Origin of the sequence: Aureimonas sp. OT7 (assembly GCF_014844055.1) — a bacterium.
Taxonomy (GTDB): Bacteria; Pseudomonadota; Alphaproteobacteria; order Rhizobiales; family Rhizobiaceae; genus Aureimonas; species Aureimonas altamirensis_A.
The window spans coordinates 854355-865438 of the sequence record NZ_CP062167.1; the positions used below are offsets into that span (position 1 = coordinate 854355).

Consider the following 11084-nt stretch of genomic DNA (forward strand, 5'->3'; position numbering starts at 1 on the left):
CCGGGAGGAACTGCCATGAAGACGATCCTGTCCAGCCTTATCGCCATTGGAGCCGCGCTCGCGGCCGGGCCGGCGCTTGCCCAATGGGCGCCGTCCAAGCCTGTCGAGTTCATCGCGGCAGGTGGCGCGGGCGGCGGTACGGACCAGTTCGCCCGCCAGCTCCAGGCGGCTATCGCCAAGGAGAAGCTGACCGAACAGAACGTCGTCGTCGCCAACAAGGGCGGCGGATCCGGCGCCGAGGCGTTCATCTATGGTGTCGGAGCGGCGGGCGACGACCACAAGCTGATCTTCGGCACGTCCAACGAGTGGCAGCTCCCGCTCGTCACGCGTCTCGGCTACAAGGCCGAGGACCTGACGCCGGTGGCGACGCTGGCGGTGGACGAGTTCATCGTCTGGGTCCAGGCCGACAGCCCCTTCGAGACGATCAACGATCTGATCGCGGCCGGCAAGGAAACGCCCGGCAAGCTGCGCTTCGGCGGCTCGCAATCCAAGGACGTTGACCAGACGCTGCTGCGCCAGATCGAAGACGTGTCCGGCGCCAAGTTCCTGTACATCCCCTTCAAGTCCGGTTCCGAGGCCGCGGTGCAGCTTGCCGGCAACCACATCGACGCCAACACCAACAACCCGGCCGAGAATGTCGGCCAGTGGCGGGCAGGGCAGGCCAAGCCGCTCTGCGTCATGGCGCCGGAGCGCATGGCCTACACCGACAAGGTCACCGAGACGATGTCGTGGAACGACATTCCGACCTGCAAGGAGCAGGGGCTCGCCATCGAAAGCTACCAGATGCCGCGCACGGTCTTTGCCCCTGCCGACGTTCCGGCCGAGGCCATCGCCTACTACACGGAGCTCCTGCGCAAGGCATCCGAGACACCGGAGTTCCAGGCCTACCTGAAGACGACGTCGCAGACGGCCCGCTTCATGGCCGGCGACGACTTCAAGGGCTTCATCGCCGCCGACGTCCAGAAGTCGCGCGCGCAGTTCGAAGCCGACGGCTGGCTCGTCCAGTAACGCGATCACGAGGCGGGGCGGGTGGAGGAGTGTCCGCCCCGCGCTTGGCTTTCTGCCTACGGGCGCTGCAAGAGCGGGAGGAACGCGATGTTGACGCGTCGCCATGTCGAAGTCATCACCGGCCTTTGCGTTGCCCTTCTGGGCGCCGTCACGGCCTATGGCAGCCTGGAGAACGGCATCGGCTGGACCGATTTCGGACCGGCCTCGGGCTATTTCCCCTTCCGGATCGGGATCCTGATCCTCGTTCTGGGGCTGGTCATCGCGGCCCGCTACGCCCTGAGCCATCGTCGACGGGCTCCCGCCCGGGCAGCGCCGGAGGTTACCGGACCGGCGGCTTTGCATGACGATGCCGGGCTGGACGAGCGGTTCATGCCGGACGGGGCCATCGGCCGCATCGGCTCGATCCTCGTGCCGACGACGATCTGCGCGGCGCTGATCCCGTGGCTCGGCCTGTATCTGTCGGGCGGGCTCTTCCTGCTCTTCTCCATCATCACACTGGGCAAGACCGGCTTCCCGAAGGCGCTCGCCATTTCGGTCGGCGTCATGGCGGCCTTCTTCTTCATGTTCGAGTGGTGGTTCCAGGTCCCGCTGGCCAAGGGCATCATCATGCCGGCCATCGGCATCTACTAAGGGGAGACGGGCAATGGCCGATTTCGCCAATCTGATGCACGGCTTCTCCGTCGCATTTTCCTTCTACCATGTCTGGTTGATCGTCTTCGGCGTTCTCCTGGGCATCCTCGTCGGCGTCCTGCCCGGCCTCGGCGCCCCGAACGGCGTCACGCTGCTGCTGCCGCTGACCTTCACCATGGAACCGGTCTCGGCCATCATCCTGCTGTCGTCCATGTATTGGGGCGCGCTCTTCGGCGGATCGACGACATCCATCCTGTTCAACATTCCCGGCGAGCCTTCATCGGTGGCCACCACCTTCGACGGCTATCCCATGGCCAAGAACGGGCGGGCCACCGAGGCGCTGGCGACGGCCTTCTTCTCGGCGGGCCTCGGCGCGCTGACCGGCGTGCTGGTCATCACGCTTCTGGCCGGCTGGATCGCGGATTTCGCGCTGCGCTTCTCGTCGCCGGAATTCTTCGCCATCTACCTCCTGGCCTTCTGCTCCTTCATCGGGCTGGGCGGCGGCGATCCCATGAAGGCAGCCGTCTCGCTTCTGGCGGGCCTGGCCTTCGCGACGGTGGGCATGGACACGGTGTCGGGCGAGCTGCGGTTGACCTTCGGCTTCACCGATCTTCTGCGCGGCATTTCCTTCCTGGTCGCGGTAATCGGCCTGTTCGGCATCGGCGAACTGCTACTGACCGTGCAGGAGGAGATGAAGTTCAAGGGCGTCTCGTCCAAGATCGAGATCCGCGAGATCTTCAGGGCCCTGGCGCGCCTGCCGCATTACTGGGTCACCTTCCTGCGCTCGGCCGCGGTCGGTGTCTGGATGGGCATCACCCCCGGCGGCCCGACGGCCGCGTCCTTCATGAGCTACGGTCTGGGCCGGCGCTTCGGCAAGTACGGCAAGAACTTCGGCAAGGGCGAGCCCGAAGGCGTGATCGCGCCGGAAACGGCCGACCACTCGGCCGGCACCTCCGCGCTCCTGCCCATGCTGGCGCTCGGCGTGCCCGGATCGGCGACGGCCGCCGTCATGATGGGCGGCCTGATGATCTGGGGGCTGCAGCCTGGTCCCTTGCTGTTCGTCGAGCAGCCGGACTTCGTCTGGGGCCTGATCGCCTCGATGTACATGTCCAACATCATTGCCGTCGTCCTTGTCCTGGCCACGGTGCCGCTCTTCGCGTCGATCCTGCGGATCCCCTTCGGGATCATCGGCCCGATCATCATCGTGGTCTGCCTGATCGGCGCCTATACGGTGGCCAATGCGGAGTTCGACGTGCTCATGGCCGTCGCCTTCGGCATCGTCGGCTACATCTTCAAGCGGCTGGACTATCCGATCGCACCGCTGGTGCTGGCCATGGTTCTGGGCGACAAGGCCGAGGACGCCTTCCGCCAGTCCATGCTCTACTCGGGCGGATCCTTGTCCATCTTCTGGTCCAATGCGCTTGTCGGAACCATCATGGGGCTGGCGATCCTGCTTCTTGTCTGGCCGATCCTGTCCAGGGGAGTGGCCTTCCTGTTCCGCCGCGGCGCGGCTTCTGGGGCCCACTGATCCCAGCCTTGAGCATCGACCACGCAGTTCAAGGGCCCCGCCCGGCGCGACACGCCGGGCGGGGCCTTTCTGCTTTTATGGCCGAGCCTTGGAAGCTGCCGGCTCGGGCAACCATCAGAGAAGGCCCCTGGCCTTGAGGTCGGCGGCGAATGGAGCGAGTGGCATGACCAGCGCGAGAGGCTGGTTCTCCAGCGGCTCGGCTCCGTAGCTGGCACACCATTTTGCTGCGGGCTCGCTCCTGGTGTCGATGATCAGCAGCACACCGCCGGCCTCGGCGGCGAGAAGCTGACCGCCCAGACCGTGGCCCGCTACGGACATGTCGGTTGCGATCCTTGCCAGCTTGAACCCGGCGATTTCGTGCCGGGCCAGCCGCTTCTTCATCGATGCCGGCACGCTTGCCTACATCACGGAAGCGGGGGCAACAGTGTAGAAGCCCAGCACACGGCCGGGCGTGGAAGCGTCGATCGCACAGAAGGTTTTCGAGGCTTTCTGTTCGTGGCTTTGACGCGCATAGCGCCGGAAGAAGTCGTTCATCGCCGGATCGCCGCAATCGAGGCTTTGACGATCATGGGATTTTGCGGTTGCTTCCTCGCTCCAGGCGGGCGGCGTCATAAAGTATCAGGCAGGGCCGTTATCGCTGACCGCAGCTTCGCGGTGGGCTTGGGTGGATTTTCCAGCAATGCCAGCACGCGCACATGGTCGCGCGCCGTCAGGTGAACGACTTCGGCCGCCTCGATCACAGCTTCGGCTTCACGCAAGGCGGTCTGCGTAACGACGTTGGTCAAGTCGGTGTTGCGCAGCGCAGCGGCGCGCACGAGCCTGGCCTTCGTTTCCGGCGAGACCCGCAGGTTCATACGCTTGTTATCGTCTACGGCGGCGCGAGGCATCTCCGCCCTCCTGGATTTCGTACACATTCAAGATGTACGTGATCTGAAGTGAAAAATCAGGCCTGTCAGGAGACCCTGCCGTTCCCGGCGAGAAAGTCGAGCAGCTCCCGCACCCGCGAGGGCAGGGGGCCGCCCTGGCCGACATAGACGGCGTGGAAGGTTTCCCTCTCACCCGTATCGAGATCGCCGAGAACCGGCACGAGTCGTCCGGCGGCGATGTCTTCGCGCAGGGTGAACGCAGCAAGCCGGGCAAGGCCGACGCCAGACAGAGCCAGATGACGCAGGCCCTCTCCGTCGCTTGCCTGCACCCGTCCTGTCGCGGGCACCACCACGGTTCCGCCGTTGCCGCGGAGCGGCCAGCCATCGACGGCACGGGCATAGCCGAATCCAAGACAATTATGTGCCTCGAGATCGGCGATGGAGCGAGGTTCGCCCCAGCGATCGAGATAGGAGGGCGCGGCCACGATCATCAGCGCCGTCTCGCCAAGCTTGCGCGCCACGAGGCTGGAGCTTTTCAATGGCCCTGCCCGGATCGCCACGTCTGCGCGCTCGGCTACCAGGTCGACCACGGCATCGGTCTGTACGATATCGAGTGTGACGCCCGGATGCTCCGCCATGAAAGCCGGCAGGATCGGCGCGAGGATATGGTTGGCATAGGAGGCGCTGGTATTGACCCGCACGCGGCCCACCGCCTGTTCACCTGCGCCCGCCGCGCGTTCCGCATCTTCGATATCGGCCAGGATGCGCGTTGCCCGTTCGTAGAAGGCACAACCTTCCGGCGTAAGCTGAACTCGTCTCGTCGAGCGGCTCAGCAGGCGTGCACCCAGGCGCGCTTCCAGCCGGGCGATCAGTTTGCTGACCGCCGACGGCGTCATGCGCGCGGCCCGCGCGGCGGGTGAAAAGCCGCCAAGTTCGACCACGCGGACGAACATGTCCATCTCGCCGGAGCGGTTATGATTGAGACTGCCCATCCTGCCCGCCCCGACCTGATCGCCAATCTGTGAATTCAGTTCATAGATGATGTTCCACTACGCCGTCTACGTCAGCGCCATGGGAGGGTCTATTTTGTCCTGACTGTTCCGGCCTATCACCCAGGAGCCTTCCCATGGACTATCGGTCACTCGGCAAATCCGGTCTCAAGGTGCCGGTCCTCAGCTTCGGTGGCGGTACCTTCGGAGGCTCCGGCCCATTGTTCGGCAATTGGGGCCGCTCCGACACGTCGGAGGCCAGCCGCCTCGTGGACATATGTCTGGAGGCCGGCGTTAATCTGTTCGACACCGCGGATGTCTATTCGAACGGGGCTTCCGAGACCGTGCTTGGCGAGGCGATCAAGGGGCGGCGCGATACCGTCCTGATCTCCACCAAGACCAGCCTGCCGATGGGCGATGGGCCGAACGATGCAGGCTCATCGCGGTTCCGGCTGATCCGAGCCGTCGAGGATGCGCTGCGCCGCCTGCAGACCGACTATATCGATATCCTGCAGCTTCACGCCTTCGATGCCGGTACGCCGGTCGAGGAAGTGCTCTCGACACTCGATACGCTCGTGCGCGCCGGCAAGGTGCGTTATGTAGGCGTATCCAACTTCTCCGGCTGGCAGATCATGAAATCGCTGGCCGTCGCCGACCGCTATGGCTGGCCGCGCTATGTCGTCAACCAGGTCTACTACTCTTTGGTCGGGCGCGATTACGAATGGGATCTGATGCCGCTGGGCGACGATCAGGGCCTTGGGGCGATGGTCTGGAGCCCGCTCGGCTGGGGCAGGCTGACCGGCAGGATCCGTCGCGGGATGCCGTTGCCCGATGGTAGCCGGCTGCATGCGACAGCCGAGTTCGGCCCGCCCGTGGACGACGAACATCTGTATCGCGTGGTCGACGCGCTCGACGGAATTGCCGGGGAAACGGGCAAGACCGTACCGCAGATCGCCCTCAACTGGCTGCTGCGGCGGCCGACCGTTTCCTCGGTCATCATCGGCGCGCGTAACGAGGACCAGCTTCGGCAGAACCTGGGTGCGGTCGGCTGGAGCCTGACGGCCGACCAGGTGGCAAGGCTGGACGAAGCCAGCGCGGTGACCGCCCCATACCCGCATTTTCCGTATCGCCGGCAGGAGGGCTTCGCGCGGCTCGATCCGCCGGTCGCAGGGTAACGGCGGCTGCAGCCCGGCGCTGCCGGGTTGCCGCCTACGGCAAGGTTCCGCTGCCCGGTCGACAGCCATCAGATATGTTGATATAAACCTTTTATGGGAAGAGACGAGGTTTTCGACATGCCAACCGACAAGAACAGAGTTTGCATCTGGTACGTCAATGACGCCGAGGAGGCGGCGCGCTTCTATGCCGAAACGTTCCCGGACAGCCGCGTGGCGGCGGTATACCGCGCGCCGGGCGACTACCCCTCCGGCAAGGCGGGTGACGTCCTGACGGTGGATTTCACGGTCGTCGGCATTGCCTGCATCGGCCTCAACGGCGGGCCGACGTTCCGGCACAGCGAGGCATTCTCCTTCCAGATCGCCACCGACGACCAGGAAGAGACCGACCGCTACTGGAACGCCATTGTCGGCAATGGCGGGCAGGAGAGCCGATGCGGCTGGTGCAAGGACAGATGGGGCATATCCTGGCAGATCACGCCGCGCGTGCTGACAGAGGCGATGGCAGCCGGCGGCGAGGAGGCGAAGCGCGTCTTCGCGGCCATGATGCCCATGGGGAAGATCGACGTCGCGGCCATCGAGGCGGCGCGGCGCGGCTGATCCGCGCCGCCAGGCCGGGTTCCGTTCAGGCCGGTTCAGGCAGGTGGTCCGGCAGCTCCAGTTGCAGGGTCGCGGTGGTTTGTGACAGCAGCGAGCGGAAAAGATCCGGCTGCGAGTTCAACTGCGTGCCGAAGCTGGGCACGATCTCTCGGATCGTGGCCTGCCATTCGGGCGTGGCGAACCGGTCGGGGAACATTTCCTGAAGGGCGTCCAGCATGATGGACGGCGCGGTCGAGCCACCGGGCGATGCGCCGAGAAGGGCGGCGATGCTGCCGTCTTCGGCCACCACCATGCGCGTGCCGAACTCGAGATTTCCGCGACCGGATTCGTCGCGATCGATGATCTGCACCCGCTGGCCGGCCTGGACGAGCGTCCACTCGTCCGCCACCGCATCCGGGAAATAGGCACGGAGCGCCTCTATTCGGTCTTCCTGCGATTGGAGCACTTCGCCGACCAGATACTGCACCAGACCGAACTCATCCATCCCGACATGCACCATCGGGCCGATATTGGTGGTCTGCACGGACGACAGGAGGTCGAGCCGCGACCCTTCCATCAGGAAGTTGGTCGAGAACGTCGCAAACGGGCCGAACAGCAATGCGCGCTCGCCGTCGATCACCCGCGTATCGAGATGCGGCACCGACATGGGCGGCGCGCCGGCCGCCGCCTTTCCGTAGGCCTTGGCAAGGTAACGATCGGCAAGCACCGGGTTGCGGTTGACGAGGAAGGAGCCGCCGACCGGAAAGCCGCCATAGGAGTCCGCTTCCGGAATGGCGCTTTCCTGCAGCAGAAGGATTGCCGCACCGCCGGCGCCGATGAAGACCGAGCGGGCATTCACCGCCCTGCGGTCGGACCCGTTCGTGGCCGCATAGATGACCTTCCAGGTGCCGTCCGGATTGCGCTCCAGGCCTTCGACTTCGCTGGAGAGCTGCAGACCGAAGTTGTCGGCTGACTGGAGATGGGCGACATACTGGCGGGTCAGTTCACCGAAATCGACATCGGTGCCGAGGCCAGACCATGTCGCTGCGATCGGCTGGGTGGTATCGCGACCCTCGATCAGCAACGGTGCCCACTGATGGATCTCCACCGGATCGGTGGAAAAGCGCATGCCCGTGAACAAGGGCTGTTCCACCAGCGCAGCATGGCGGCGGCGCAGGAAATCCACATCCTCCTCACCCCAGACGAAACTCATGTGGGGCGTGGCATTGATGAAACTGCGCGGATTCTGAAGAACGCCACGGGTGATCATCGATGACCAGAACTGCCGCGAAACCTGGAAGGATTCGTTGATCTGGACAGCACGCGCGACGTCGATGTTTCCGTCTTCGTCTTCCGGCGTATAGTTGAGCTCGCACAGCGCCGAATGGCCGGTCCCGGCGTTGTGCCAAGCGTTGGAGCTTTCAAGCCCGACGGCATCGAGACGCTCGAACATCTCGATCGACCAGCCGGGTTCGAGTTGCCGCAGCAGGGCACCGAGGGTGGCGCTCATGACGCCGCCACCGATCAGCACGACATCCACGGTGCGGTCCGCCTCGACCGCCGGCGCCCCGCAGGCGGGAAGCGTGGCGACCGCCGCACCGGCCATCGCGCCCCCCAGAAGCTGGCGGCGGCTGATCGTCAGAAGGCCCGACCGGTTGCCGGGGCTCTTGCCTGAATCCTGCTTCATATGCGCCGCCTTTCCGTTGCGTCCGATCCGGGGTGTTATCCTGAAGGTTCCACCGACTTACAATGGATCGGCCATGCGCTTCGGGAAGGCCTGCCTTGCAATATGTGGGTCGGCTCCCCCGATCGTCGAAAGGAGATGCGATGCGTCTCGTTTTCGCAGTATCTGCGATCCTCCCTGTACACCGCCGGTTGATCGTCCGTCAGGCAAAGGTGCGTGGAACCAGGCGGATCATCCAGAGCCGGAAGAAGATGCTGCGTGCACCCTGGAAGACGAGCAGCGACAGCCACAGGCCATGATTGCCCCAATGGGGCGTCAGCACCGCTTCCGCCGCCATGTAGATGGCAAGGGACGCCAGCATCATGTTGCGCATCTCGCGCGACCACGTCGCCCCGATGAAGATGCCGTCCATCTGGAAGGCGATGACGCCCGACAAAGGCAACGCCACCGCCCAGGGCAGGAAGGTGAGGGCGGCGGCCTCGACCGCCGGTGTCGGCGCCATCAATGCGATGACCGAAGGGCCCGTAAAAAGAATGGCCGCCGCCATGGCGGCCGCGAAGCCGACGCCCCAAAGCGTCGTCAGCCGCACCGTCCGCTCGAAGGCGGGCCGGTAACGCGCGCCGACGGAGCGGCCGGCCAACTGTTCGGCCGCGGCTGCCACGCCGTCGAGGAAGGACACCGCCAGGAAGTAATAGCGCAGCAGGATGGTGTTGGCGGCCAGAACATCCGTGCCGAACTGTCCGCTCTCCCGCGTGAAGAAGGAGATGCCGAGAAGCAGCGCGATGGAGCGCACCATCATGTCGGCGTTGACGCCGAACAGCCTTCGCACCCGGGAGCCGTCCCGCAGCAGGGCCGGATGCCAATGCCGCCGGTCGGTCCTGAGAAGGACGATGGCGGCGCCGGCCAGCGTCGTGACCGCCTCCGCCACCAGCGTCGCCCATGCTGCGCCGGCAACGCCCTGCCCCTGGCCCAGCACCAGCCACAGGGCAAGGCCGATGCCGAGGCCGTTGAGCAGCGTCTGCAGGGCGAGGGCAAGGAAGGCTTCGCCGCGTCCGAGAATCCAGCCGAAGACGACGTAGTTGAACAGGACGAACGGGGCGGACCACACACGAATGGCGAAATAGGTTTGCGCCGCGTCCGCCACGGCGCCGTCCGCGCCCAGCAGCGACAGGCCGAACCGCCCGATGGGCGCCTGCAGCACCAGGAGGGAGAGGCCGATGGCAAGGGCCATCAGGATGCCGCCCGCCAGCATCGTCTGCTCTTCCGTCTTGTCGCCGGCGCCGACCGCCTGTGCGGTGAAACCGGTCGTGGCTCCGCGCAGGAAGTTGCACGATACGAAGACGACGTCGAAGATCACGGCGGCCAGGGCGACGCCGCCTACCAGCGCGGCATTGCCGAGTTGTCCGATGACGCCGGTGGACACCAGCCCCACCAGCGGCGTCGACAGGTGTGTCAGCATCATCGGCAGGGCTATCGCCAGGACGGAGCGGTGCGTGACGGCAAACGGGCGCGGCGCGACCCTGCCTTCCACGCCCTTGCCATCGCGGTCCGGCAGGTCGGCTGTCACCCTTCGATCGCTTCGCCCAAGGTGTGCATCAGCCGGTTTGCCCACCCGAAGATCGCCACGGCGTGGATCAGGTCGAGGATCTCAAGATCCGACAGGCCGACGTCGCGCAGGGATTGCGTGTCGGCCTCCGAAAGATCGTGGGGCGCGCGCGTCAGCTTGACGGAATAATCGAGGATCGCCTGCTCCCGATCCGGCAGCGCGGCCTTGTCCTTGTCGGCATAGATGGCATCGACCACCGCGCGCTGGCCGGTTTCGCCGATATAGCGCGTGGCGTGGACATAGGCGCAATAGATGCAGTGGTTCAGCACCGACGCAGCGAGCGAGCCGAGCTCGCGCTCGCCGCGCGACAGGCCGCCCGGCGCATACATGATGTCGTTGAAGAGGGGTGTGCGCTCAGCGAGCATCTCGGGGTCATGCGCCAGCACCAGCACGTAATCCGAGATCTTGCGGTTCGAGGGCGTGACCTTGAGCGCATCCTTCTGCGCGTCGGTGGCCGCATCCAGCGAAACCGGCTGCACGTAGGGCCGCCAGCCGACCGGGTCCAGCGTGAAATCGGTAAGGCTCCGGCTCATGTCAGTTCCCCTTCAAGGCGCGCAGTCCGGCGGCGACGCGCAGCTGGTAGTTGACGAAGGCGATCAGCCCGGTCAGCGAGACGATCGTCCGGGTCGACAGGCCGGCTTCCTCCAACGCGGTCACATCGCCGCGCGTCGCGGTTTCGGGCCGCAAGGTCAGCTTGTCGGCGCGCGCGGCCATCACGGCCAACCGCGCGTCCTCCGGCACATGGGCAGGGTCGGCCAGTGCACGCACGTCTGCCCCGGCATCGCCGATCATCCCGTCATAGAGGGCGGCAGCGGCGTCGTCCCGCAGCAGCCGCGCCATGCGGGCCGCAAGGGCGGCGCGCATCGCCTTGGGCAGGTCGCCCTCGTCCTGCGGCGTCAGGCTGGCGACGAAACTCGTCTGGCTGAGGCGCAGGATCGTCTCGCGTTCGCCGCGCAGGTCGAACAGGTTCGATCCCTCCGCGATGGAGGCGATCCTGTCGATGGCGTCTTCCATTGTCGTTC

General features: G+C 65.6%; 11 protein-coding genes and 1 pseudogene. 5 read left to right on the top strand and 7 right to left on the bottom strand.

The annotated features are described in order from the left end of the window. Positions 1 to 15: 15 nt before the first annotated feature. From IGS74_RS04075 to IGS74_RS04085, 3 genes are all read left to right on the top strand, one after another. Positions 16 to 1008, top strand: coding sequence for a tripartite tricarboxylate transporter substrate-binding protein (locus IGS74_RS04075; protein WP_192389530.1), 993 nt, complete (start codon positions 16 to 18; stop codon positions 1006 to 1008). An 87-nt stretch (positions 1009 to 1095) separates the two neighbouring features. Beyond that, positions 1096 to 1638: a tripartite tricarboxylate transporter TctB family protein gene (locus IGS74_RS04080; RefSeq protein WP_192389532.1), complete on the top strand. Its 543-nt coding sequence runs from the start codon at positions 1096 to 1098 to the stop codon at positions 1636 to 1638. Positions 1639 to 1651: 13 nt separating this feature from the next. Continuing rightward, complete coding sequence (locus IGS74_RS04085) at positions 1652 to 3166, top strand: tripartite tricarboxylate transporter permease (protein WP_192389534.1); 1515 nt, start codon at positions 1652 to 1654, stop codon at positions 3164 to 3166. Between the two features lie 114 nt (positions 3167 to 3280). Here IGS74_RS04085 and IGS74_RS04090 read toward each other — a convergent pair. The 3 genes and pseudogenes from IGS74_RS04090 to IGS74_RS04100 form a co-directional block, all read right to left on the bottom strand. Next, positions 3281 to 3778: pseudogene (locus tag IGS74_RS04090) on the bottom strand (GNAT family N-acetyltransferase). Next, positions 3775 to 4053, bottom strand: a complete 279-nt coding sequence (locus tag IGS74_RS04095) for a DUF1778 domain-containing protein (protein ID WP_192389536.1) — start codon at positions 4051 to 4053, stop codon at positions 3775 to 3777. The pseudogene IGS74_RS04090 and the gene IGS74_RS04095 overlap by 4 nt, the downstream one beginning before the upstream one ends. Positions 4054 to 4118: 65 nt before the next feature. Continuing rightward, positions 4119 to 5024, bottom strand: a complete 906-nt coding sequence (locus IGS74_RS04100; protein WP_192389539.1) for a LysR family transcriptional regulator — start codon at positions 5022 to 5024, stop codon at positions 4119 to 4121. A gap of 134 nt (positions 5025 to 5158) precedes the next feature. Here IGS74_RS04100 and IGS74_RS04105 point away from each other — a divergent pair, with 134 nt between their 5' ends. Together IGS74_RS04105 and IGS74_RS04110 are read left to right on the top strand one after the other, a co-directional pair. Next, positions 5159 to 6196 (top strand): aldo/keto reductase, encoded by a 1038-nt coding sequence (locus tag IGS74_RS04105; protein ID WP_192389541.1) that lies wholly within the window; start codon positions 5159 to 5161, stop codon positions 6194 to 6196. A gap of 117 nt (positions 6197 to 6313) precedes the next feature. Further along, the gene (locus tag IGS74_RS04110) at positions 6314 to 6793 is read left to right on the top strand and encodes a VOC family protein (protein WP_192389543.1); all 480 of its coding nucleotides are present in this window, start codon (positions 6314 to 6316) and stop codon (positions 6791 to 6793) included. Positions 6794 to 6818: 25 nt separating this feature from the next. Here the strand turns inward: IGS74_RS04110 and mqo are convergent, their stop codons facing one another. The 4 genes from mqo to IGS74_RS04130 all read right to left on the bottom strand — a co-directional run bounded on the left by mqo (position 6819) and on the right by IGS74_RS04130 (position 11076). Next, positions 6819 to 8459, bottom strand: a complete 1641-nt coding sequence (gene mqo, locus IGS74_RS04115; RefSeq protein ID WP_192389545.1) for a malate dehydrogenase (quinone) — start codon at positions 8457 to 8459, stop codon at positions 6819 to 6821. A gap of 199 nt (positions 8460 to 8658) precedes the next feature. Further along, positions 8659 to 10023: an MATE family efflux transporter gene (locus IGS74_RS04120; protein WP_246722909.1), complete on the bottom strand. Its 1365-nt coding sequence runs from the start codon at positions 10021 to 10023 to the stop codon at positions 8659 to 8661. Further along, a complete protein-coding gene (locus IGS74_RS04125) occupies positions 10020 to 10595 on the bottom strand; it encodes a peroxidase-related enzyme (protein ID WP_039188036.1) in 576 nt (191 codons plus the stop codon). Before IGS74_RS04125 ends, IGS74_RS04120 begins: the two co-directional genes overlap by 4 nt. A gap of 1 nt (position 10596) precedes the next feature. Next, positions 10597 to 11076 (bottom strand): hypothetical protein, encoded by a 480-nt coding sequence (locus IGS74_RS04130; RefSeq protein ID WP_192389547.1) that lies wholly within the window; start codon positions 11074 to 11076, stop codon positions 10597 to 10599. Positions 11077 to 11084: the final 8 nt, after the last annotated feature.